This window comes from Bacillus sp. ChL18, assembly GCF_026241425.1.
Lineage (GTDB): Bacteria > Bacillota > Bacilli > Bacillales > Bacillaceae > Bacillus > Bacillus velezensis.
Genome location: NZ_JAPHWE010000001.1, coordinates 1,351,800 through 1,376,566 on the forward strand (window position 1 = coordinate 1,351,800; position 24,767 = coordinate 1,376,566).

General features: G+C 36.9%; 17 protein-coding genes and 1 pseudogene. 13 read left to right on the top strand and 5 right to left on the bottom strand.

Annotated features, from left to right (window positions below; genetic code table 11):
* Window positions 1-5 precede the first annotated feature (5 nt).
* The 13 genes from OQ477_RS06715 to OQ477_RS06775 all read left to right on the top strand — a co-directional run bounded on the left by OQ477_RS06715 (window position 6) and on the right by OQ477_RS06775 (window position 20,043).
* Window positions 6-1,007: a tyrosine-type recombinase/integrase gene (locus OQ477_RS06715; RefSeq protein WP_215601726.1), complete on the top strand. Its 1,002-nt coding sequence runs from the start codon at window positions 6-8 to the stop codon at window positions 1,005-1,007.
* Window positions 1,008-1,051: 44 nt separating this feature from the next.
* Window positions 1,052-1,267: a hypothetical protein gene (locus tag OQ477_RS06720; protein WP_218791657.1), complete on the top strand. Its 216-nt coding sequence runs from the start codon at window positions 1,052-1,054 to the stop codon at window positions 1,265-1,267.
* Window positions 1,268-1,390: 123 nt separating this feature from the next.
* Window positions 1,391-1,864, top strand: a complete 474-nt coding sequence (locus OQ477_RS06725; protein WP_265971895.1) for a hypothetical protein — start codon at window positions 1,391-1,393, stop codon at window positions 1,862-1,864.
* 67 nt (window positions 1,865-1,931) lie between these two features.
* Window positions 1,932-2,612 (top strand): immunity protein, encoded by a 681-nt coding sequence (locus OQ477_RS06730; RefSeq protein ID WP_206583821.1) that lies wholly within the window; start codon window positions 1,932-1,934, stop codon window positions 2,610-2,612.
* Window positions 2,613-2,670: 58 nt separating this feature from the next.
* Complete coding sequence (locus tag OQ477_RS06735) at window positions 2,671-9,561, top strand: phage tail tape measure protein (protein WP_265971898.1); 6,891 nt, start codon at window positions 2,671-2,673, stop codon at window positions 9,559-9,561.
* Between the two features lie 44 nt (window positions 9,562-9,605).
* The gene (locus tag OQ477_RS06740; protein WP_265971900.1) at window positions 9,606-10,367 is read left to right on the top strand and encodes a phage tail domain-containing protein; all 762 of its coding nucleotides are present in this window, start codon (window positions 9,606-9,608) and stop codon (window positions 10,365-10,367) included.
* Between the two features lie 14 nt (window positions 10,368-10,381).
* Window positions 10,382-13,678, top strand: a complete 3,297-nt coding sequence (locus tag OQ477_RS06745; protein WP_265971901.1) for a glycoside hydrolase family 113 — start codon at window positions 10,382-10,384, stop codon at window positions 13,676-13,678.
* Window positions 13,679-13,698: 20 nt separating this feature from the next.
* A complete protein-coding gene (locus tag OQ477_RS06750) occupies window positions 13,699-14,517 on the top strand; it encodes a hypothetical protein (RefSeq protein WP_265971903.1) in 819 nt (272 codons plus the stop codon).
* A 40-nt stretch (window positions 14,518-14,557) separates the two neighbouring features.
* Complete coding sequence (locus tag OQ477_RS06755; RefSeq protein ID WP_265971905.1) at window positions 14,558-17,116, top strand: peptidase G2 autoproteolytic cleavage domain-containing protein; 2,559 nt, start codon at window positions 14,558-14,560, stop codon at window positions 17,114-17,116.
* A gap of 174 nt (window positions 17,117-17,290) precedes the next feature.
* Window positions 17,291-18,673, top strand: a complete 1,383-nt coding sequence (locus OQ477_RS06760) for an N-acetylmuramoyl-L-alanine amidase (RefSeq protein ID WP_265971907.1) — start codon at window positions 17,291-17,293, stop codon at window positions 18,671-18,673.
* A gap of 114 nt (window positions 18,674-18,787) precedes the next feature.
* Window positions 18,788-19,180 carry a hypothetical protein gene (locus OQ477_RS06765; RefSeq protein ID WP_014417852.1) on the top strand — a complete coding sequence of 131 codons (393 nt, stop codon included), beginning with the start codon at window positions 18,788-18,790 and terminating at the stop codon, window positions 19,178-19,180.
* Between the two features lie 20 nt (window positions 19,181-19,200).
* On the top strand, window positions 19,201-19,452 hold the full coding sequence (locus OQ477_RS06770) for a phage holin (RefSeq protein ID WP_014470077.1): 252 nt from the start codon (window positions 19,201-19,203) through the stop codon (window positions 19,450-19,452).
* 336 nt (window positions 19,453-19,788) lie between these two features.
* Window positions 19,789-20,043, top strand: coding sequence for a hypothetical protein (locus OQ477_RS06775; RefSeq protein ID WP_265971908.1), 255 nt, complete (start codon window positions 19,789-19,791; stop codon window positions 20,041-20,043).
* 3 nt (window positions 20,044-20,046) lie between these two features.
* Here OQ477_RS06775 and OQ477_RS06780 read toward each other — a convergent pair whose 3' ends face one another.
* The 5 genes and pseudogenes from OQ477_RS06780 to OQ477_RS06800 form a co-directional block, all read right to left on the bottom strand.
* Window positions 20,047-20,889 carry a DUF692 domain-containing protein gene (locus OQ477_RS06780; RefSeq protein ID WP_265971909.1) on the bottom strand — a complete coding sequence of 281 codons (843 nt, stop codon included), beginning with the start codon at window positions 20,887-20,889 and terminating at the stop codon, window positions 20,047-20,049.
* Between the two features lie 3 nt (window positions 20,890-20,892).
* The gene (locus OQ477_RS06785; protein WP_265971910.1) at window positions 20,893-22,089 is read right to left on the bottom strand and encodes an MFS transporter; all 1,197 of its coding nucleotides are present in this window, start codon (window positions 22,087-22,089) and stop codon (window positions 20,893-20,895) included.
* The gene (locus OQ477_RS06790) at window positions 22,076-22,744 is read right to left on the bottom strand and encodes a hypothetical protein (RefSeq protein WP_265971911.1); all 669 of its coding nucleotides are present in this window, start codon (window positions 22,742-22,744) and stop codon (window positions 22,076-22,078) included. Before OQ477_RS06790 ends, OQ477_RS06785 begins: the two co-directional genes overlap by 14 nt.
* A gap of 282 nt (window positions 22,745-23,026) precedes the next feature.
* Window positions 23,027-24,278: pseudogene (locus OQ477_RS06795) on the bottom strand (DNA polymerase thumb domain-containing protein).
* Entirely contained in the window at window positions 24,271-24,603 is a 333-nt protein-coding gene (locus OQ477_RS06800; protein ID WP_265971912.1) for a YolD-like family protein, read from the bottom strand. Before OQ477_RS06800 ends, OQ477_RS06795 begins: the two are co-directional and overlap by 8 nt.
* Window positions 24,604-24,767: the final 164 nt, after the last annotated feature.

Here is a 24,767-nt window from a genome sequence, read left to right on the forward strand (position 1 = left end):
TATTAATGGCCAGAGAAATAAAACAAAACATGATGCGCTCTAGAGCCGAAAAGTTGCCCGAAGTCACGGATGAAATGTGGGGTCAGATTGATGACGAGCATAGAAGCTTAACACAAGAATTTCTTGATGCCCACTCATTCCGAGATAAAACCAGGAAGCAATACAACTCCTCTCTTCGTCAGTTCTTCTGGTGGGTGCATAATTCCTTGAATGGGAAGAAGCTTTACAAAATATCAAAAAGGGATTTCATCAGATATCAAAGCTTCCTTAAAAATAGAGGGATGTCTTCAAGTGGAATAGCTTTAAAAAAGGCTGGAGTATCTTCTTTAAATAACTACATTGAAAATGTTGTTGCTGAAGATGACGATAATTACAAATCATTCAGGAACTTCACAAGAGGTCTCCCTGCCATCCCTAAAACAACCACGTATGAAAAAGTAAAGGTTACTTACGATGAATACAGAACAATGATGAAAGTGCTTGAAGAAGATAAAAACTATTTGGGGATGGCTTGGTTAGCTACTGCCTTTAATGTAGGTGCCAGAAGAGCTGAAATCATTCAGTTTAAAACCGAAATCCTGAATTATGAGATACCTGAAGGTCAATCTTATGTCATGGCTCACAAAGTTCTTGGAAAAGGAAAAGGCGAAGGAAAACCCCTCGACTACATGATTAACACAGAAGCACTGGAATATTTGAAGCTTTGGCACGAACAACGGGGATATGACCATGAATATCTATTTACTACACAGTACGGTGGCCAACCAAGACAAATGTCAGAGGGTTGGGCTGACTATTTTTGTTCTGATGTTCTTTCTGATATCCTCGGTCGCCGCATTAACCCTCACCTCTTTAAGGCCTCCTGTATTACTTACCTTCTTGAAGTCAAGAAAATTAAGATTGAGCTCGTGAGTAAATATGTTGCACAGCATAATGACGTTTCTACAACAATTAAGCATTACGACCTTCGTGATTTTAAAGAAGAAAAGAATCAAATCTTCTCGTAAACATTATGAGTCTCTTCAACCCTCACCAAAGTTCAATTGAGAATATGCAACAGCAAATTAATGAATTGAACGAAGCTGTGGCTGAATTAACTAGGCTGCTTGATACTAAAGCAGATAAGAATCAATTCGGGTCTAAACAGATTGATGAATCCAAGATCAGTGACGGTAAAGTTCTTGTTTACAATGCAAACACCGGTAAACTTGAATACGGTAAGATTAAGAAAAGCTTGTTGGGAGACATATCAATTGATTTGCTTTAGGTAGCACTCTTTATGAAATCCCTCTTTTATGCAGAATCAAAATCCTTCAGCCGAAGGGTTTTGCTTATGGATAAAACCTTAAACTTATTTCCATATTTGACGATAATATGGAGAGGTGATTGTATGGAAGCAGTTAAGGCCTATAAGAATATTTATAAACATAAATTTGCTGAAAAATTAATATGCTCCAGTAATGAAGAGCTCCTTAAATTTATCGAAGAAGAATTCCCTAGAAAGCCTATCAGTTCTTATAAAACTTACAAACAAAAAATAGAGGCACTGAGCACCTTAGATGACACAGAATTAAATTTAGCAATAGCTAGAATGACCAATATTGAAAATATACACGATCACACCAAACTTTGGCCTGTTGGAAGTTTATTAGTAGCCACCTCTTTTATTGCTCTACAAATCATATTAAAAGTAAATATAACAAAAATAGATAAAGACAACTATCTTAACGCTTTGTACTATGTTTTGTTGGCTATGGCTGTGTGTTTATCATTCTTATTAAGTATGCAAAAAGAAAGAAAAAAAGTAGTAACGGCAAGCTTTTTCAAGGAATTGTTGATTCAAATTAAGTCAGATAAGGATTAATGTTGAGTTATTCTAACTTACTGGAAACCATGATATAATGTAGGAAAATAATACTGGTGGTGGTTGGATGGGTTATAAGATTATGGCTTATGGCGGCTATTTTTTATTCAGCCTTTTCTTCTGTTTAATGGATGGTTGGAAACCTCTGGGAGTTTGCTTGACAATCCTAGGCTTACTTATATTAGCTACTGAACCGTACAGGATAAAATCCGCAGCGCTTGCAGATAAGATTAAAAAAAATGCTGAAATGCTAAAGGTCTACGATAGCGAATTTAATCCTGATAATTTCTTTAGCACTTATAAAACCAAAATTGCTTACAATGAAGATAAAGCTATCCTTAAGGTATATCAGCTTAATGGCGAAGAAATAAACGAGTATGTTATCCCTTTTGACCAAATTATTCAATCTGAAATCTCACTGGATGACCAGGTGATTTCGAAGGTTGCCAAATCAGGGATTATTGCTGGAGGATTATTAGGTGGTGGAATCGGTGCAGCAATTGGCGGTTTGTCAGCCTCCTCTACTCAAACAGAAATGGTGAAGTCAATTACGCTTAAAATTACAGTCGAAAACCTCAAAAATCCTATACACTATATCCACTTCCTTCCTTCTCGAGAGGATGATGGATATGAACCTCAAGGTTATAAAAAAGACGGAAATATAATTCAACAGGCTTTGAAAAACGCCGAATATTGGCAAAGTGTTATGGATGTAATTATCAAGAAAACAAGTACAGTCGCTCAATAATTTGAGTGGCTTTTTTATTTGCTCTGATTAGCCCCACTTGAAAGGATGTGACTTATTTTTGAGTCAAGATTTAAAAATAATACTGACCCCAAAAGCTGATACCTCCTCAAAGACTGTCGAACAGTTAAATCAGCAAATTAAATCTCTAGAGAAAAAGCTTAATTCCCTTAATTTAAAGACCAATATTGATGCCTCTGCTTTAAAGACTCTCAACGACTTCTCCTCTGCGGTTGACACTTACCAAAAACATCTCAAATCCTTCAATCAAACAGTTAAAGAAACTACAACGATTACCAGAAATGCTGATGGCACTGTTGAAAAACTAACGCAGCAGTATAAGAAAAATGGCGAAATCATTCAGCGTGAAACAAAGACCATTGACAATCGCAATCAATCATTACGTGAACAAACGCAAGAAGTTAACAGGCTTGCTCAAGCGACTGAAAAACTAGGTCAGGCACAGAAAAGAACAGAACAGAAGAATTCTCAAGGACAAACAACGAGGGTTACTCAAAAGAACCGTAATGGCTTTGACGATATTACCTATACAACTGATCCAAAAACAAACGCTACTACGTCAAAAGTAACAACGAATTATGATCAACAACGAAAAGCTATTGAACAATTAAAGCTAGATTTAGAAAAACTTAGACAGCAAGGAATTGTAACTGACACCACCCTCTCTTCTCTTGGACGGAAATTAAACACCGCTCAAACAGCTCAACAAATTGAAGCATTACAAAACAGAATTAAAATGCTCGATGATAAGTCTGCTGCTGTGGCTAAAAATAATGAACTCCGAAAAACTATTGAGCTTTATCAACGGCAAGCGCAGGTAAACGTACAAAACCTTAATACGCGTTATGGCGATACGATGGGCGCTGGAAGTAGACAAGCTATCCAAGAATATCTGAATGCAGTTAATAGTCTTAACGTAAGTGCCGGCGGAAGCAATATCAGATCTCAAATGCAAAGCTTGAACATGCAATTCAGGGAATTGGCTTCAAATGCGCAATCAGCAGCTAGTCAAGCCTCTTCTTTCGGCGCGGAGCTAACACAAGCTTTCAAAAGCATGTCTACATATTTAATCTCCGGTTCATTGTTCTACGGTGCTATATCTGGACTCAAGGAAATGGTATCTCAGGCGGTTGAAATTGATACTCTAATGACAAACATTAGACGTGTAATGAATGAGCCTGATTACAAGTACAATGAGCTTCTTCAAGAATCAATCAACTTAGGTGACACGCTTTCAAATAAGATCACTGACATTCTGCAAATGACTGGCGATTTTGGACGTATGGGTTTTGATGAAAGTGAACTGTCAACTCTAACAAAAACCGCTCAGGTACTACAAAACGTCTCTGACTTGACTCCTGACGACACAGTTAACACTTTGACTGCCGCAATGCTGAATTTCAATATTGCCGCCAACGATTCTATCTCAATCGCAGATAAGCTTAATGAAGTCGATAACAACTATGCTGTAACTACTCTTGATCTGGCCAATTCAATTCGTAAAGCAGGTAGTACTGCTTCTACTTTTGGCGTTGAATTAAATGATCTGATTGGTTATACTACAGCAATTGCAAGTACCACTCGCGAATCAGGAAACATTGTTGGTAACTCACTTAAAACTATTTTTGCGAGAATTGGAAACAATGAAAGTTCAATTAAAGCTTTAGAACAAATTGGCGTTTCGGTAAAAACCGCTGGCGGAGAAGCTAAGTCAGCAAGTGAACTGATTAGCGAAGTTGCACAAAAATGGGACACACTTTCTGACGCACAAAAACAAAATACCTCAATCGGTGTAGCAGGCATTTACCAACTCTCAAGGTTTAATGCAATGATGAACAACTTTTCTATTGCCCAAAATGCCGCAACGACTGCTTCTAATTCTGCAGGTAGCGCTTGGAGCGAACAACAGAAATACGCAGATAGCTTACAAGCAAGATTAAATAAGCTTCAAAACAATTTCACCGAATTGGCTATAGCTTCATCAGATGCCTTTATTAGTGATGGATTGATTGAGTTCACTCAAGCTCTGGGTTCTTTGTTAAAAGCATCTACTGGAATAATTAACACTGTTGGTTTCCTCCCCCCTCTTTTTGTAACGATTAGCACTGCTACATTGTTACTAAGTAAAAACACGCGAACTTTAGCTACTACTCTTATATTTGGCTCAAAAGCAATGAGACAAGAAGCATTAGCTAGCATCGGATTAGAAGCAGGTATGACCCGCGCTGCTGTTGCATCAAGGGTTTTGAAAACTGCTCTTAGAGGGCTTCTGGTTTCCTCAGTGGTTGGTGTTGCATTTGTTGCACTGGGCTTTGCTTTAGAAAGCATAGTTTCATCTTTCGCAGATGCAAAAAAAGCTAAAGATGATTTTGAACAGAGTCAACAGACCAATGTTGAAGCAATTACAACCAACAAAGACTCCACAGACAAACTATTAAAACAATATAAAGAGCTTCAAAAAGCAAAAGAATCAAGAACCCTTTCATCAGACGAAGAACAAGAATACCTTCAAGTTACTCAGCAATTGGCGCAGACCTTCCCCGCTTTAGTTCAAGGTTATGATTCTCAAGGAAATGCTATTTTAAAAAGTAATAAAGCTTTAGAAGAGGCTATTTCAAATACCAAAGAATATCTTGAACTTAAAAAGACGGAAACTAAAGATAGTGCTAAGAAAACATTCGAAGACGCTGCTAAAGAAATCAAAAAGTCTAAGGATGAACTGAAGCAGTACAAACAAATTGCTGATTATAATGATAAAGGTAGACCAAAATGGGACTTCCTTGCTGATGATGACGATTATAAAATTGCAGCTGATAAAGCGAAACAAGGAATGCTTAAAGCGCAGTCCGATATAGCAAGTGGAAATGCAAAGGTTAGAGATAGTGTCCTCTCAATCGCCCAAGCATACAGTTCTATAGATATCAGCAACACTTTAAAGACGAGTATCAATGATATTGTAGGTAAACTCACTTTAAAAGATGATTTGAATCCTGATGATCTCGATAAATTCTCTTCTGCACTGGGTAAACTCCAAGAGAAAATGCAAACGGCGTTGAATTCAAACGATGAAAAAGCATTTGATAGTGCAAAAAAAGATCTACAAGCCCTTTTGGAGACCTATTCGAAATCCGGTTCTTCTATTGATGTCTTTAAGTTGAGTTTTGATAAGGCACAAAAGAACATTAAAGATGGAGATAAGGCCATTTCTTCTGTTAAATCTGAAGTTGGTGATTTAGGGGAAACTCTTGCTGAGGCAGGTAACCAAGCTGAAGATTTTGGTCAAAAGCTCAAAGAAGCACTTGACGCAAATGATATCAGTCAGATTAAAGATGTAATCAAAGGCATGTCAGAATCAATGCAGTTTGACTCTGTTCAAGGCATTCTTAACGGGGATATTTTTAATAACACCAAAGAACAAGTTGCTCCTTTAAATGAACTTTTAGAAAAGATGGCTGAAGGAAAGAGCATTTCCGCCAATGAAGCTAATGCTCTAATCCAAAAAGATAAAGAATTAGCCAAAGCAATAAGTTATGAAAATGGAGTTATAAAGGTTAACCGAGATGAAGTAATTCGTCAGCGAAAAGTTAAGCTCGATGCATATAATGACATGGTTCAATATAGCAATAAGCTAATGAAAACTGAAGTCAATAATGCCATTAAAACTTTAAACGCTGATTCTTTACGAATTGACAGCCTTAGAAAGCTTCGGAGAGAGCGTAAGCTCGATATATCTGAAGCAGAATTATCTCAGCTTGAAGTTAAATCAATTAACAATGTAGCTGATGCGAAGAAAGAATTACATAAGCTTGAAGAAAAAATGTTGCAACCTGGTGGATTTTCTAACAGCCAAATCTCTGCAATGGATAGCGTTAGGGCTGCTCTTAAATCCTACATCTCAGCATCAGAAGAAGCTACATCTACTCAGGAAACAAACAAACAAGCGTTAATAGAATCAGGTACTTCCCTTGAAAAATGGACAGACGAGCAAGAGAAAGCAAATGAAGAAACCAAAACGTCCATGTACGTGGCTGATAAATACAAGGAAGCTCTGGAGAAAGTTAATGCTGAAGTCGAAAAGTACAATAAGCAGGTAAACGACTATCCAAAGTATTCTCAAAGTTATCGAAATGCCCTGCAGAAAGAAATTAAAGCTCTTCAACAAAAGAAAAAACTTATGCAAGAGCAAGCCAAACTCCTCAAGGATCAAATTAAGTCAGGGAACATTTCACAATACGGTATAGTTACCTCTTCCCTTTCCTCTGGTTCATCTTCTGGTGGTTCTTATTCTTCTGGTGGCGGGTCTTACTCCGGTAAATACTCCAGCTACATTAATTCTGCCGCAAGCAAATACGGTGTTGATCCAGCTCTAATTGCAGCTGTAATCCAACAAGAATCAGGATTCAACGCAAGAGCTCGTTCTGGAGCAGGCGCAGCCGGATTAATGCAGTTGATGCCTTCCACTGCTAAAAGCTTAGGCGTAAACAATGTTTATGATCCTTATCAGAGCATTATGGGTGGCACGAAATATTTAGCCCAACAACTAAGCAAATTTGGTGGCAATGTTGAGAAAGCACTTGCTGCTTATAACGCAGGGCCTGGTAATGTAATTAAATACGGCGGCATCCCTCCTTTCAAAGAAACGCAGAATTATGTTCAGAAGATCATGTCTAATTACACTAAGTCTATGACTTCTGCTAATTCCTCCATTGCAAGCTACTACACGAAGAACAGTGCGTTTAGAATAAGTTCTAAGTATAATGCGCAAGATGGCGCTTACCGATCAACTCCACATAAAGGTATCGACTTCGCAGCAAAAGCTGGAACCGCAATTAAATCGGTTCAAAGTGGAAAAGTTCAAATTGCAGGTTATAGTAAGACTGCCGGTAACTGGGTTGTCATTCAGCAGGATGACGGAAAAGTTGCTAAGTATATGCATATGCTTGATACCCCTTCTGTTAAAGCCGGTCAAACTGTTAAAGCTGGACAGACCATTGGTAAAGTTGGCAGTACGGGTAATTCAACAGGAAATCACCTTCATCTTCAAATTGAGGAAAACGGAAAGACGGTTGACCCTGAGAAGTATTTAAAAGGTGTCGGTACATCTATTTCAGATGCATCCCAAGCTGAAGCAGAACGACAACAAGCAATAGCGCAAGCTAAATCCGACCTCCTCTCTCTCCAAGGTGACATTGATTCAGTAAACGATCAGATACAAGAGCTCAGATATGAGATCGTTCAATCGAAACTCGATGAATATGACAAGCGTATTGGCGATTTTGACGTAAGAATCGCTAAAGACAAAGCGCTCGCTAGTCATTACCTGAGCGACAGTAAAGAATTCCGCAAGTATACAAACGATCAGAAAAAAGCTTTAACTGAACAGCAAAAGATTCAGAGTCAGAAGGTTTCTTTTATTGAAAAAGAAATCAAAACAAACAAAACTCTGAATGCCGCTCAAAGAGCACAGCTTGCTGAGGAATTAAAACAAGCTAAGATTGATCTCATCAATTTCCAAGAAGAAGTAAGAGAACTTCAGGGACAGCTCATCCAATCCAAAGTTGATGAAACGCTTAACGGCATAGAGAAATCAACCAAGAAAACTGAATCCAAGCTTAAAGATGTTAGCAACAAAATATCCATGACCGAGGAAGATAAAGACAAGGTTAAATATTATAGCCAACAGATTAAGCTTATTCAGCAGCAACAGACTGAAGCGAAGAAGTATATCAAACAGTTGGAAGCACAAAAGAAAGCTGCTAAAGGGTTCCCGGACATTCAGAAACAAATTACTGAAGAGATCGAAAATTGGAAAGATAAGCAGAAAGATTATAATCTTGAGCTTTACAACACAAAGAAAGCAATCAAAGATGTGTACAAATCTCTTGCTGATGAAGTTGTCTCTATCTACAAAGAGATGTACGAAAAGATGCGTGATATCGAATTAAAAGCGCACCAAAAAGCTACACAAGACTTGATTGATGAGATTGATAAAACTGATGATGAAGCTAAATACCAAAAAGAGCTCAAAGAAAAGAATCAGGCTATTCAGGAAACCAAAGATAAGCTAAATAAACTGTCTCTCGATGACTCAGATGAAGCAAAATCACAGGTTAAAGACTTAGAAAAGCAACTTCAAGAACAGCAAGAAGCATTAGATGAGTTTCTTAAAGATCGTGAAAACAGTAAACGAAAAGAATCGTTACAAGATCAGCTTCAAAAAGATGAAGATTCAATTAACAAGAAATACGATGATCTCGTTAATGATGAGCGTGGGTTTAAGGAACTTGAGAAAAAGCTAATGGATGGGAAGATTACTGATATTGCTAAGCAACTGAATGAATTCTCTAAGTTCATTAACAGCAATATGGAGTCCATAGGGAAAAGCATCTCCAATAACCTGATCGATAAGCTTAAAGAAGCCTCCAATGCCCTGAATACTGTGACCAAAGGTAATAAAACTGGGAAAAAGGTATCCTCTTTTGGATCGGGTGGATATACAGGTACAGGACTAGGCGCAGGTAAACTCGCTTTCCTTCATGATAAAGAACTTATCCTTAATAAAACTGATACTGCAAACATCTTAGATACAGTAAAAGCTGTACGTGAGAACAATACTCCAAGTGAAGAGACACCTAAATGGGGGCAAGGTGGAAAATTAGCAGCCTTGATTAACAAAGGAATCACAACTATCCCATCAATAATTCCGAATATTAATCAATCGAGTCTTTCTAATAGTTTGATCCCGACTATTCAAAACCTCTCTTCCCCACCAGACGCAGCTAAGTCAGTAAATGGCACTGTAAACAACAATGATTTTAAAGTTGAATTCACCATTAACGAATCAGGGAATCCTCAGAAAACAGCTGATTTTGTATTCAATAAATTTGCAAATGGTCTTAAAAACAAAGGCATAAATTTCAACAACTCATGAGCCAGTTAATATGCTGGCTCTTCTTATTTTTGAGGTGATAAAAATTGATTAGAGAAAGCCTCTATTTTTTATTTAATGACGAAAAATCAAGTGACTATGGCGTCACAAATGTTAACACTGATTCAGGCTTGGTCGAAGAACCGTTTTTAGGCTCAAGAACAGTTAATGAGACTTATGTAAAGGGGCGGCCTGAGCCCTACACTGAAGGTGTTAAACAGGAACCTAAGCAATTCCCATTGAATTTTTATCTCGGTGATCACTTTGATGAAAAGAATGTACGAGCAATTAAACGTTGGTTAAGTGTAGATGATTACAAGCCTTTTGCGTTTAGCCAAAACCTTGATATCGTTTATTATGCAATGCCAGTAGATACAGCTGATTTAGTTCATAATGCCGCTCGTAATGGCTACGTCCGGTTAACTATGAAATGCAACTCCCCTTACGCTTACAGTCGAAATGCAATCACTCATGCATTTGATATATCCTCTGGTACTGAAATTGTTGAGTTGCATAATAAAGGCGATGTAAACATCTTCCCCTCTTTAGAAATATTGAAAATTGGTGATGGTGACATAAAAATCGAAAATCTCAGTGATTTCAGCGAACCGTTTTTATTCAGCAACTTGAAAGATAAGGAGCTCTTAAAAATAAACGGCGAAAAAGAAATTATTGAGTCTAATCTTTATGGCAATGAGCGCTATGACGATTTTAATGACCAGTACTTGAGGTTGGGCTTTGGAAGGAACAGATTAAAGGTTACAGGCAATTGTAAATTAAGATTTTCATTTAGATACAAGTATTTGTAGGAGGAGTTAGACATTTGATTACAATTCGTAAAGATACGGAAATTAAAGATATTCGTCTTTCCCTAGCCAAACCAAATAAAACAAAGATCGCAAATATTGATGAAGTAATCAATCCCATGGTAACGCTCAATCACGGCAGTAATGTACACGAATTAACATTCTCAATCCCTTTAACTGCTACTTACGATGGTGTAAATAAACGGAATCACGTTGTTGATCTATTGAGACCTTGGTACTTAATAAAAACAGAATTTTATGGACTTACAATCTGGTTTACAGTAGTCAAGAAAACCAAATCATACAGCAATGATATGGACACTATCCAGGTTGAATGCAAATCACTTCAATATGTACTTTCTAAGCAAGGTGTCATTAAGTATGAAGAAACTTCGAAAAATCTTAAAGAGGTCGCAACCGCCTGTCTAAAAAATACTGAATGGTCTATCGGTTTTATTGATCCCCTCTTCAATTTAAAATACAGACAGTTTGATATTTCTTCTTCAAACAAGCTTGATTTTATGTATTCGATTTGTGAGAAATTCGAAGCGATTCCTGTTTTTAATACAATTGACTGCACAGTTGATTTTTACAAAGAATCTGATGTGTCTAAATATAAGGGTCTCAAAATAACCCCTGCCCAATATATGATTTCTCTGGATGACATTGAGGATATGGATGATGTTGTTACAAGGATTTATGCTTCAGGTAAAGATGGTTTAAGCATCAACTCCGTAAATCCAACTGGACAATCATACATAGACGATTTTTCGTACTTCCTCTACCCTTTTCAGCGTGAACAGGAGCGAAATGTAATTCAAAGAAGCAACTACATGTCTGATGCTCTTTGTCATGCAATTTTAGATTACAACGACCTGGTTAATAATGAGGGTAGCTCTTTCTACAAACTTTTAGAAGAGAAAAAGAAAGCCGAGGAAAAAGAAACAGCATCGAATAATGACCTATATACGTTGCAGCTTGATTTCCAAAAGATATTGGACAGGATTACAGTTGCAAGTAAAGCCGGCGATGATACTACTGATCTAATAAAGCAAAGAGATGCTAAATCAAAAGAAGTTGAATCAAAAAAAGCAGAAATTAAAGCAATACAAGCCTCTATCACACAAATCTCAACACAGATTACCACCCTTAAAGATAAACTGTCTTTTGAAAAGAACTTCAGCACTGAACTCCAGAAAGAACTTTCAAAATACATTATTACAGCCGAATGGTCTAATGACAGCATCTTTGATGAGAATGAATTATATGACGCTGCAAACGAAGAACTTGAAAACCGAAATGCACCAGCTGTTAATCTGACATTAGGTTTAGTGAACTTTTTCAATTGCATTAGTGAAAAACATAACTGGGATAGGTTTTCTCTTGGCGACATCGTAAGGGTACAACAGAAAAGCTTCTATACCGATGTAAAAGCAACAATAACAGCTATTTCGATTGATTTTGAACAGTCTAACTTGAGCGTTACAGTTTCAAACGGTAAACGCGCTTCATCGGATTTTGAGAACATGCTGAAAACAGTTTATCGAACAAATAAAATTAGCACGGAGACAAACAAAAGAAAAATCAAGTACGATGAGGTTACTGAAAACTTCAACCGACGTAATGACAGGATTGCTGTTAAACCAGCCTCCCCTATTATTGCAAAGGACGGAACTGCCATTTCTCATACGACCAATGATGATGGTTCTGTTGATGTAACTTTCCAATGGGACTATGTTGAATCAGACGAAGATCAATACAATATTGATGGTTTTGAAATATATCTGCATGGAAGCAGCAAAAATGAAGAGTACGTTTTTGGCTCAAAAATGGCAAGTGAAGACCTGAAGAATGTAAAGTATGACAAACGAGCTACTACATTTACAGGACTCCCCTCCAATATGTACTACACAATTGGTATTCAAGCCTATCGAAGAGTTGATGCAGATATAGAGATAACTCAATTCATTGGATCTGACATCGTAAAATCCCTTCATCCAAACGAAAACCCCTACCTCCCTTCTTCTACTGTAGAAGTCAAAGGAAAGCTTAATGGCTCGAAATACACTGTCTCCTCAACTGAACCAGAAGAGCCTGAGGCAAACGATTTATGGACTAATACAGTTACCGGTGTTGTTTCATCTTACGACGGCGAAAAATGGGTTTCCAGTGATCAAAAAACTGCCGAATTAGTTGAAACCACAGCAGCACAAGTTGACACTAAGCTGTCCGACTATGATAGTCGTGTTCAAAACATTGAACTCAATAACCTTTTGGTCAACCCCTTGAAATGGAAAGGTGGAAATGTTTCAGCATTTGGCCGTAAATACTATGCCGATGTCAGTTATGATTCAACTGTTTTAAACTTAAATACAATCACTATTCCTATCCTTATTAATGCAGTGGATGCTTCAGACTCAAACCCAACTGTTGTGGATTACACTTATAACGAAGCGTGGGATATGATCCCTAAACTCAAAAATGACGGGTACAACATTATTTTAGAACCCTACCCCTTCATCGCAAATGGAACGATAGCTGAAACCGATTGGATCCCTTCTGATCTAAACCAATGGTTCGCAGCATGGAACAACATCCTGCAAGACTTCGCTAAAAAATGCGAACAATTTAATTTAGACGGCTTATACATTGCTTCAAACTTAGTTCATATGGAAGACTCAACAGAAAAGTGGAAATCAGTTATTACAAGCCTTAGGAGTTTGTTTTCTGGCAAGATACTCTACCGGACAAATTATTGGGTAACCGCTGATTGGGCTCCCGAAACGATTGCTGCGTATAATAAAAAGCTGAACAATCCTCTATTCGGACTAGTTGATATTATTGCAATAGCAGCTTACTTTGAATTAACTGATAATCGAAATCCATCTGTCGATCAGTTAATTGATGCTATTTATAGCGTACCGTTATATGGACGAGGACAGAATATATTCAAGGAAATCAAAGCATTTTACGATAAATGGAATAAGCCGATCTTCTTTGGTGAACTTGGCATCCCACCTTACAGTAACTCTCCTGAACAGCCCCATAACGCATTCGGTGACCTAGGGGAATACAATGAATCAATTCAAGCGAATTGGTTTGAAGCATGGGTTAGAGTTTTTCAAGCTCAAGATTGGTGGCAAGGATATTCTGTATATGCAATTTCAGATGAGAAGTCTGTTTACAACGTAATTGACAAAAAAGCTGAATCCATTATTAGAGGACAAACATTAGGTGGTACTAAGGGCAAACTGCAGAGTTTAGAAGAAAGAGTCGCGCACTTAGAAGAACTAATCAAATCAATTACACAATAAGAAAGGACGGTGAATTTAGTTTGGATTTTCCTCAGCTCTATAACGATCCCACCCTTTCTCAAAAAAGGAAGGGGTCAATCGATGACCCTTATTTAAGCTATAGTGAAACTTTAACTGTTTACAATGGTCGAGCCTTACTTACAGAAGTACCTAACCGTGAGTATAGAGTCGAGATTAGCGGTGACAGTAAAGAATGGCGAGAAATTGAAGATGGTGAATTAGAAGACAACTACTTTAAGGTTGATTACCTTATGGGAGTTGTCTTTTTCAATGGTTCAAATGAAGGTAAATCACTTACTTTTACATATCAAGGAGAAGGCGCATCCTTCTTCCCTGCCTCAAGAATATGGATTAAACGACAAGGAAATATGGTCATTGAAACACTTCAAGGCTTAATTGATGATGCAGAAGATGCCATTATTCGTATCAACGAACGTATTGCTGAATGTGAACGTGTCACCAAGCGATGTATTGAAATAACAAATTGGTGCAGACAAGCAACATCAGATTATGAGTATGTAGTTGAGAACACTAGAAAAATATACAAACCCTCTGTTTATACATTCGCAGATATACAAACAACTTACCCCAATCCACTTATCGGATGGACGGTTGCTGTAAAAGAAAACAAAACCGTGTACAGATGGGATGGTTTTGATTGGATTGATATTGGAACTTCGGAAGCTTACGAAGGTTTCAATATCTTATTAAGCGCTGTAGAACCTTTCAATACTAATTATGTATGGTATCAGGATGAAGGCTTAATTCCAGAAAAACAAAGAGTTGTTATATCAAATAGTGCTCCAGAATCAGGTGCAGTTTGGTATGAAATTGACTAAGGAGACTTCGATCGGGTCTCTTTTTTATGGAGGTAAATGAATGGGATTTAAATATTACGACAAGAAAACAGAGCAGTATGTACCCATGTCGATTGAATTACTCAAATCCGATGGGGTATCATTCACTGCTCCTGAAATCAAAAAAGCATTTGATACCGCTTCTCAAGACATTGCAAACGTAATAAGTACAGTCGATTCTAGTTTAACAGATATCAAAAACACTATTGGAGACATTTCAAAAATCCCTGCATCCGGTGCAACAATTGTTGATAAAGTCTTAAATGAATTTATCAGACGAAGTGTCAATGTTCAGGATTTTGGAGCTAAGGGTGATGGTGTTACTGATGACACTGAAGCTTTCAAAGCTGCCTTTGCAAGTGGTAAACGAGAGGTTTTTGTACCTGCAGGTATTTATATGGTTCAAGGATTACATATCCCTTCTTATGTCAGACTTTACGGTGTTGGATCAGGGTCTATTATCAAGCTTCACCCAACTGCCGCCGGAACATCTTGTGTGTTAACCAATAGCGACTACACAAACGGAAACGAATATATCTTAATTGAAGACTTAGACCTCGATTGGAATTTAGACAAAAAGGATAATACCATTACAAACGGCACAAATGCAAACTGTGTGGGCATTGTTAACTCTAAATTTGTTCGGGTTAGAAACGTCAATGCTCGAAATCCAGGTGTGCATGGTTTTGATGTAAGCTCCCCTGTTTGGAACTCTTCCTCTGATGGCGCAGATCATTATCAGCCAAATGGTAGCAAATATGTTTGGATTGAAAATTGTACTGCAACTAATTATGGTGATGACGGCTTCACAACTCACTATTCTGACTACATCTTCTTCACTAACTGTTACGCCTATGACGCTAACGGATCTGCACACAGCAAAGGAGCTTCAAATTCAAACGGTTTTGAAATTGATGATGGCTCTAAAAATGTGTGGCTTGTGAACTGTTACAGCCGAAAAAACTGCAGAGGTTTTGAAGTCAAAGCTCACAACAGAGCACCAGCAGCAAGAAACGTAAACTTAATAAACTGCTATTCCGAAAATGATATCCGCGCTTTCGACTTTAGACATATTGGCTTCCACCTAGCCTCCGAAAAAATCTCCACAAGTGCATTTGACATTAATGTTGTTAACTGCACTGCACAACATCCTATTTTCAGTGACCTTTATCAAGGTTTAAATCCTCGCGCACTTGTTATTTCCGCTTATAGAAATGTCAACGTATCAAACTTCAATGCAATCGGTGACCCGACATATGATTACAAGAATACTACAGTAATCTCTACTCAATATAAGAGCAGAAATATCAACCTAAGCAACATCACTGTTTCAGGGTTTACAACAGCTAGTAATGATATCTATGTAATCGGTGGAGCTCAAAAATCAGACAATGTAAACATCTCGAATGTAACTATTAACCAATCTGCACTAGTGGGTATTGCTGTGGGAAGTAAAGTTGGCTCAGTCAATATCAACAACGTTAACATGACGGGAACAAACAAAGCAGGTTCAATTGGCGTTTATTGTACTAACTCCCAGGCCAATATTAGCGCTGCAATGTGCGAACAATATGCTACTCCCAGTAAAATTGCCGGAAAAACCTACACTTTTATCCCGAATAATTTCAAAGGAGGCACACGGATTGCGACGACTTCTGGCTATGCTAAAACGAATACTAGCGTCGTAATGGCATCTTCAGGTGGCGGACAAGCAACTGGCGATGCTTCTGCTGTTATTGCAACAACTGGCGGTTCTAAAGCAGAGGGGCCACGTAATGCAGTCATTGCGTCCTCTGGAGGATCTAAAACAACAGCTGAAGGAAGTCGTTCATTGGTTGTTGCATCAAATAATTCTTCTATTGAAGGATCAGGATCTTCTAGGGTTGTTATTGGATCACAATCTGTAGTAAACAGAAAAGGGTATACCACTATATGGGGATATGGAACATCAGATACCCCTTCCACCTCGAACATTAAAATAGAACATGATGCGATGAGAGGAAATGTTGCCTTAGCCGGTCAGGTTAAAGGTGCTTCAACATTTGCTGATTATGCGGAGTATTTCGAATCTGCAGATGGAAGAGCAATTCCTACCGGATATATGGTCACACTTGATGGGGACAAAATTAAGAAAGCGAATCTCGGTGACAAGGTATTAGGGGTTATATCTGAAACAGCTGGTATTGTGCTCGGAGAGTCTTTGTTTAATTGGCAAGGAAGATACCTCAAAAATGAATTCGGCGGTCTTATGTATGAAGATACGGATGTAACATTTGTGGATTCGGAAGGTATACAAAGAACAGAAATAAGAAGGTTGCCAAAAGAAAACCCCAACTTCAACGCCAATGAAGAATATGTTCCACGATCTGAGCGTCCTGAATGGAATATTGTCGGTATGTTTGGACAGATATTCGTTCGCATTGATGAAACAGTTCAAAACGGCGACAGAATTGTACCTAAAGCCGGCAAAGGATCAAAATCCTCTGATGATTCAGGTTATCCGGTAATGAAAATAACAACACCTTACACAAAAGAAAGAGGATATGGTGTCGCTGTCTGCTTAATAACGCCGACAGTTTAATTTAGTTCCTCTTTAAAGGAGGTGGTTATGTTCTAGTTAAAATATAAATTTTATTCAATTTACAGCATTCAAAAACAGAGATAACAAGAGCATACGTGAGATAAAGAGAGATTGGGATTCCCCCTTCTCTCTTTTTGTGTTCTTAAAACTAAGATTATTGGAGGAATAATTTTTATGAATATCACTCAGAACCTTTTGACTCCGAATAGTTATTCAAGACCTCGCACTGGTTTGAATAAAGTTAAAGCTGTTGTAATTCACTGGGTTGCAAATCCTGGTTCTAGCGCTGAAGGAAACCGAAATTTCTTTGAAAGCCGAAAAAGTGGAACGAACGGATACGGATCAGCACACTACATTGTAAAAGAGAACACAGTTATTCAATGTATTCCAAACAATGAAATGGCTTATCATGTAGGCTCAAATGTGTATACTCAAAGTGCACTGCGAAATCTTAGCTCGTATCCAAATAACTGCACTATCGGGATTGAAATGTGCCATAACGATATGACAGGTAAGCCTACAGACGCAACTTATAAAACAACATTAGAGCTAGCTTGCTCCCTATTGAAAAAATATGGCCTGACTCACGAAAATCTTTGGACTCACCATCAGGTTGTTGGGTGGAAAGATTGTCATAGATATTACACTAACAATCCATCAGAATGGGTTCGATTTGTGCAAGACGCTTCTAAAATTCTAACTGGTAAATCTGTCACAATTCCTACCCCTACTCCTGCTAACAATAAAGACCTTGAAGCTCCTGATGTTAAAACGAGAGAGTCATATATTAAGAACACAGTTATCGCAGACAGTCTTAATGTGAGAACACAACGCAATGCAAACTCCTCTATTGTACTTACTCTTCCTAAAGGCTCTACTGTTCAATACCAAAAAGGATCAACTCAAAATGGTTGGGGTTATATCAAATATACAAACTCCAAAGGTGCTACATATAGTGGGTACGTCAATGTAAGTTATATTAAGAGTGATGCTGAGCTTGGGAAAGGTGGCTCAAAACCCAAGACAACTCCATCTAAATCAACCGGAGTGACAAAGAAACAGGTAGTTCTTCCCGCTTCAGCTTCTTCTTGGAGAATCTATCCTCTTGGCAAAGCCCCAGTTAAAGCAAACGCTCTTTCTACTCAATTGAATCCAAAAAAATTTGGTGGATTAACCTATGACATTTTAGATAACCCTCAAACAGACGTTTACACAATTAAGACTGATCAGTTTGGTAAAGTGAATATTTATGCCGCTGCTTCAACAGGAGCTAAGATTGTGGGTACGTCTTCCCCAAAGTCTAAATCCACTCCTAAGCCTAATAGTAGTGGGGTCAAATCTGCAGGCAAAATTAAAATTGTCGGTGTAAAAAGCGCTGCGGTCGTTATGGACAGACCCGATAAAAACAAAGCAAAGAATCTTGACACCGTAAAGTTAGGTGACACACTCAGCATTTCTGGTTCAGTGAAAGGTTCAAACAATGCTAAGGGTTACTGGGAAGTGATCTATAAAGGTAAACGCGGCTACATCTCAGGTCAGTTTGGGTCAAAAATCTAAATATATTTAAATATCTTTGAGGATGATTGTTGATCGAGGTATATCAATGATTATCCTCTTATTTTAGGAGGTGATGTAATGTCACCTTTCTATTTTATCAAAGGTTGGTGACAAATGGATAACTTTGAGCAAAGCACCATTTCAAGATTAAGTGCACTTGAAGAAAAAGCTAAGCACACTGATAACAAAATTGACTCTCTTGAAGAAAGAACAAATGTTATTGGTCGTATTGCTACGCTTGTTGAGCAGCAAGTCGAAATTAATAAGGATTCTCAAGCACAATCGAGAGAACAGTTCAGCACTCTGAACGAAATGAGCAACAGTTTAAAAAATCTGAGTAAATCATATGAAAAACTGGACAATCGAGTTGAAATATTGGAACGCTCTGATTCCACTCGCAAAATTGATCCCTCTCAGTTTACTAAAGACCTTGTGTTTAAGGTACTGCCCAGTGTAATTGCGACTATTGTCGCAGCCTGGTTACTCATACATTTTGGCCTTAAATAAAATGAACAGGAGCGAATTTCATGACTAAAATTAACTGGAAAGTAAGACTTAAAAAGAAAACATTCCTGGTTGCAATCTTCTCTGCAACTCTTTTGTTTGCACAAGCAATTGCATCAGCTTTTGGATACGATATTTCTGTGTTTAGTGATGATCTTACTGAGAAATTTAATGCTTTGCTTACATTTTTAACCGCAATGGGGGTTGTAGTGGATCCAACCACTACAGGTATCTCAGATAGTGATCAAGCAATGGAATACACAGAACCAAAATAGCTCGGGGAGTTTATCTCCCCTTTTTTCATTTTTAAAAAGAAAGGAATGATTTTTGATCATGCAAATAGGATCTGGATATATCGGGAGTCCAATGCTTGAGAAGTCAGAGTCTAACCATGAAGTAATCCCTTCCCCTCCTGAGACATGTACGATTAAATATTCTTTCTATAAGTTCAGCTTTTCGAATGATCAGGAATGCCACGTATCAATCAATGGTGGCGATTCTATCTATTTAAGAGCTGGACAAGGCTTTCAAACGGACGCTCATGATTCACCTGTCACAAGCTTCAAGATTTCTGAGTCAGGAATAACATATAACTTTTTGGGGGCGCATAAATGAGTTTCTTCAATCCAATGATTAATGTCTCAATTGTCACTGGGAAGTCTGCTTATGATATTGCAGTGGACAATGGTTTTTCAGGAACTGTAGAGGAATGGTTAGCTTCATTAAAAGGTGAAAAAGGCAGTACTGGAGCTAAAGGAGCTACTGGTGCTGCCGGTAAAGATGGAAAATCAGCATATGAATTAGCCGTTCAACAAGGTTTCTCAGGAACATTAGATGAATGGCTTGCCTCACTAAAAGCAATTTAACAGTTAAACGCTCCTACCTCTCAAAGGAGAAGGGGAGCGTTTTTTTTTAAATAACGACTTAATAATTTTTATATCATTTTGTACATCATGATAATTATTACAATTCAGATCCCTTTCTAGGATAACACCTTGCACTGGTGCTTTTTTAATTATATATTCAGCAAGTTTCCATACTTCAGAGTCAACAGGTTCAGAGTGTGAATCAATTAAAAATCCGTACTTATTGCTAATAAATCCAGCAACATGCAAATAATTTATTTTATCCTTGGGAAGTCTGTCAAAAAAAGCATACGGATCATATTTGTGATTGACGCTATTTATATATAGGTTTGATACATCTAATAGCATTCCTATTTCTGTTTCATTTAAAACCTTGCACCAAAAATCCAACTCTGTGTAATCATTGTTATGCCAATTGAAGGTGTATGTTATATTCTCCAAATATAAATTATTCAAACTATTTTCTTTTAATTGTTTGTGTTTATTTTTTAAGAACTCTAAAGTTTCATCCTTATACATAGCCGGAAAAAAATCAAGTAACTCAATATCCTTTACACTACTTAATGCTAAATGATCTGTATAACTATCTGTCTTTAATTCTGTTAACAAATTAGAAATCTGCTTTTCCTTCTTTTTAGGTAGCCTTTCATAAGTACCTATAGAAAGAGATAGTCCATGTGGAATTAATGGAAATTGTTTAGCAAGAACCTTAAGTTCTTCTATATTCTTTTCACTGAAGTATCTTTCTGATATTATCTCTAAGAAATCAACATCTTTTTTTATTGTATCCAATTCGTCAAAAAATGTTTGGCGAAAACTCAAGCCGACACCTTTACAAATAAGCAAGCATTATCCCCTCACTTCCATACTGCTCTCCACTTTATGAAGAGTAAAGAAGAATAAACATATTCTAAATACACTAGTTCCAATGACAAAGAACATAAAAGAAATCGCGCCAAATTTTTCAACAATAATCCATGAAATTGATAAAGCTAATACAGTACCTAGATCTGACGAAGAGGTTATAACAGATGTTATTTTACCTTTCATATCTTTTGGAGCGTGAATAAAAACCTTTGATCTTAGTAGGTTGTTTATAATAGGTGTGCCAAGTGTGAATAAAGAAAATCCGATTAAATAAACTAAGGGAACATTCGCTACTGTCATTAGCATTAACCCACCTATAATGAGACTAAAACTAATTACGAACAAATAAACGTATTTCAACTTAAACAGTTTTAATCTTGATAAAGCTATATTAGCTACAACAGCCCCTACGCCCCCAATAAACCAAAACGATGAAATAGTAATAGAAGATGCGTCTAAATTCTTTTGGAGGATATATATTGATAAACTTGTTAAAACCGGAAAGGTTAATCCATTCAATATTTCGATTATATTTAATCTTTTCAACAATTGATTCCTGTAAACTTCTTTAAAGGAATTAAAAATGTTATCTTTTTTCCTTGCTACACTTACATAACCTTTGTTTTTTATACTGGAAATTAAAGAGATGGCGAAAATTATAGTAACCAAATTGATTAATAAAGAATATGCATTAAGATAATTATAAATAAGAGGCCCTAGAGAAAATCCTGTAGTCTTGCTAACCAAAAACCAAGAATTTCTTCCACTAATTTCTGAAGCTAATGTCTCTTTGGAGCAAAGTGAATTAAACCATAGGTTTTGATTCATGTTTGAAATCGTACTTAAACCTTGTGATATCAACATTACCGGAAATATAATCCAGGTGAATTTAAAGAATAATCCCGAAAATAAAAATAAATAGCAAATCCAATTTATAGATAGACACCTTATCATTATTTTTTTGCTCGAGGATACGTCAGCCAAGTAACCTCCTAAAAAGGTTGCAATTATACGAGCTATAGCTGTAGTGAAGAATAATGACGAGGTATATAAAAAAGAACCAGTAATCGAATATGCATATAGTGGCAAACCAGTCCATACAATAGAAGCACCTAAGCTATCAATAGCACCCGCTATCACAATTCTATTTTTAATATTATTGGATTTAATCACTGGCATGCTCTCGCTTCCATACATCTAATAAACTTAAGTTTTTGAAACTTTTTATTGCAGAATTTAACTGTTCTTTTTCATCAGCGTTTAAATGTTTATGTATTAATTCCCATGATTTTTCGACACATTGAACTGCTTTGTATATTTTTACCCACTTAGACACGAAATGTTGAATTTTGAATACTCTAACATTCTTTTTTTCTTTCAAATATAAATAATCATATTTTTCAGATTTTGAATTATGCTGATCTTTTACCTCAGTAATCGGGTAGTTAAATTGATCTAAGACACCATTTTCATTTCCAGCAGCCACTTTATATATATTAAATTCATGTCTAGCTAGTTGAAAAACAAAGCTTCCATCTCCATGTTTCTCCGCAAGAAATTTCAAGAAACTTCTTATGTCTTTTTCAAGCCTTTGTCCCCTGTATATATTTTTTTCGCAGAAATCATTCACCAACAAATCCCAATTTTCTATTTCTTTTTTTGTTTGTGGAAAGACGTGGTTAAATCTAATTGTTCGCTTACTGTAATGTAACTTTCTAAAATAATCAAAATTCACCCAGTCAAATTCATTATGCTCTTTATACTTTTGGAAATATGTTTTATCTATTGCACACCTGAACATTTCATATTGTTTATTTAAAAGAGACAATCTCATCACCCCTTTTTAAATGAAGGGGTAACACTTAAGTTTGTTACCCCTCATATTTCCTAATTCATTTCCCAATCATAGCAAGTTTCTTCCAGTTCAACTTGTGAAACATTTTGAATTTCCTCCATTATTCCCCCTCCTTCATCAATATATTAAATAATCAGATTATTCAATAATATAATAGTCTAATATCCGATATTTGTAAAGTCATTTTGTGGAATTTTTTATTCCAACTCATTTTCCCTTAAAAATATTTTTAGTATACTATCGATTCAAGTAATTAAGACATCAACTTTTATGTCCACCTGTCAATCCTGCTCTATACAATGCTGTGCCTCCAGGTGTATAAGAAACAGCTCGTAAGATCGCTTTTGATCCGTATTTATCTCTTATCCCGTCCATAACAAATCCAAGCTTTCTTCTCTTCTCATTATCTTTTTCAAACAGACTTAATTGTTGATTTACATCATCCTCAATATTGGATAAGGTAACTGAAATGCTTCTTACTGTTTTTCCTGTATAGAACTTATCAAAAAGCATCAAGCAATATCGATAAATATCCATTGTGATATTTGTAGGTAAATCAATTGTTTTAGCTCTGTGAAAGCCACCGCCGAACTCATCTTTACTGTAACCAATGCCCAAGCTAATTGTGCGCCCTACTTTGTTATGTGTTCGTGCTCTTCGTGCAACTTCTTCACAAATCTCCAAAAGAACCGCCTTGATATCCTCTTTCTTCGTATAGTCTCTAAGTAATATCTGACTTTTCCCGTAGCTTATTTGCCCTTGCATCAAAGGAGCTCCAATTTCAGAAAGGTCGATTCCATGGGCATGATAATAAAGCTGATTGCCCATGATGCCGAAGCGTTTTTCAAGCAGCTCTAATGGATATTTAGCTAATTGGACCAACAGTTGAAATTCCCATCCGGTTTAAATTCCTCTCCATTCTCCCTCCTATTCCCCACATTTCAGATAACGGATGAACACTCCAAAGCTTATTTGGAACATCTTCGTACCTCCATCGTACTATCCCATTCTTTGTTTTCTTGCTCTCTAAATCAAGGGCTAATTTACTCAGCAGCATATTGTCACCAATACCAACAGTACAAACTAAGCCAAACTCTCTCTTCATACTGCTCTGAATTGCTTCTGCCATGACTTCAGGATTTTCTTTTCCTGCATCTAAAAAAGATTCATCAATTGAGTACGTGTGTACACATGTTTCAGGAACGAACCTGTAAAACAATTTAGTGATTTCAGTTGAAACTCTGATGAAAAGTTTCATTTGCGGATTTACTATGTGAATTCTTGGATCATCTGGAATCTCAAATAACCGGGAGCCAGTCTTGATTCCATAATCTTTTTTAAGTGCAGGAGACGCTGCTAAGACAACACTTCCCTGTCTATCCGTGTTTCCGACTACAGCGAGATAACATGTCATTGGATTCAACCCCATTGTTGCAGCTGAAACCGAAGCATAAAAGGATTTCATATCTACACAAAGTATATTTTTACGTGGAAACTGTGAGTAATCAATCATTGTAAGCAACTCCTATGATGTCATTCATGGTGATGTATACGGTTTGATCGTGATGATCTTTTACATGTAATTTGTGTTGTTCGTAATTTAGATATTGAACTGTACCGATTAAATCCTCGGCAACTCCTTCTTTAAAGAGTTTAAACTTCAGTTCTTTATTGAATGCCATTGCTTCAGAAACCAAGATATCAATCTCCTCAATTTGTTGTTCATCTAAAGATGACTTCTCCATTTTCGAAACATCTAACAAGTCCTGTTTTAATTGCGTTAAATGTTCTGGAAGCATCATGGAAGTCCATTTGATTGTTCCTCGATCTCTAAGCATTTTGAATCACTCCTTTGCTGATCTAATATTAACAGAACAAACGTTCTTTATTCAATATAAACAGGAACAATAGTTCGATGTAATTGTTGGAAATGACTATTCATCACCTATGCTATGGTCTGCTCTAGTCGAGACATTGAATTCTTTCCAAGAGCTAAAAGAAA

What these genes read in the sequence shown, in the direction of transcription:
- OQ477_RS06715 (WP_215601726.1), top strand. Translation starts at nt 6, where the DNA reads ATGGCCAGAGAAATAAAACAAAACATGATGCGCTCTAGAGCCGAAAAG.
- OQ477_RS06720 (WP_218791657.1), top strand. Translation starts at nt 1,052, where the DNA reads ATGCAACAGCAAATTAATGAATTGAACGAAGCTGTGGCTGAATTAACT.
- OQ477_RS06725 (WP_265971895.1), top strand. Translation starts at nt 1,391, where the DNA reads ATGGAAGCAGTTAAGGCCTATAAGAATATTTATAAACATAAATTTGCT.
- OQ477_RS06800 (WP_265971912.1), bottom strand. Translation starts at nt 24,603, where the DNA reads ATGCTTAGAGATCGAGGAACAATCAAATGGACTTCCATGATGCTTCCA.
- OQ477_RS06770 (WP_014470077.1), top strand. Translation starts at nt 19,201, where the DNA reads ATGACTAAAATTAACTGGAAAGTAAGACTTAAAAAGAAAACATTCCTG.
- OQ477_RS06775 (WP_265971908.1), top strand. Translation starts at nt 19,789, where the DNA reads ATGAGTTTCTTCAATCCAATGATTAATGTCTCAATTGTCACTGGGAAG.
- OQ477_RS06760 (WP_265971907.1), top strand. Translation starts at nt 17,291, where the DNA reads ATGAATATCACTCAGAACCTTTTGACTCCGAATAGTTATTCAAGACCT.
- OQ477_RS06790 (WP_265971911.1), bottom strand. Translation starts at nt 22,744, where the DNA reads ATGAGATTGTCTCTTTTAAATAAACAATATGAAATGTTCAGGTGTGCA.
- OQ477_RS06765 (WP_014417852.1), top strand. Translation starts at nt 18,788, where the DNA reads ATGGATAACTTTGAGCAAAGCACCATTTCAAGATTAAGTGCACTTGAA.
- OQ477_RS06730 (WP_206583821.1), top strand. Translation starts at nt 1,932, where the DNA reads ATGGGTTATAAGATTATGGCTTATGGCGGCTATTTTTTATTCAGCCTT.
- OQ477_RS06785 (WP_265971910.1), bottom strand. Translation starts at nt 22,089, where the DNA reads ATGCCAGTGATTAAATCCAATAATATTAAAAATAGAATTGTGATAGCG.
- OQ477_RS06755 (WP_265971905.1), top strand. Translation starts at nt 14,558, where the DNA reads ATGGGATTTAAATATTACGACAAGAAAACAGAGCAGTATGTACCCATG.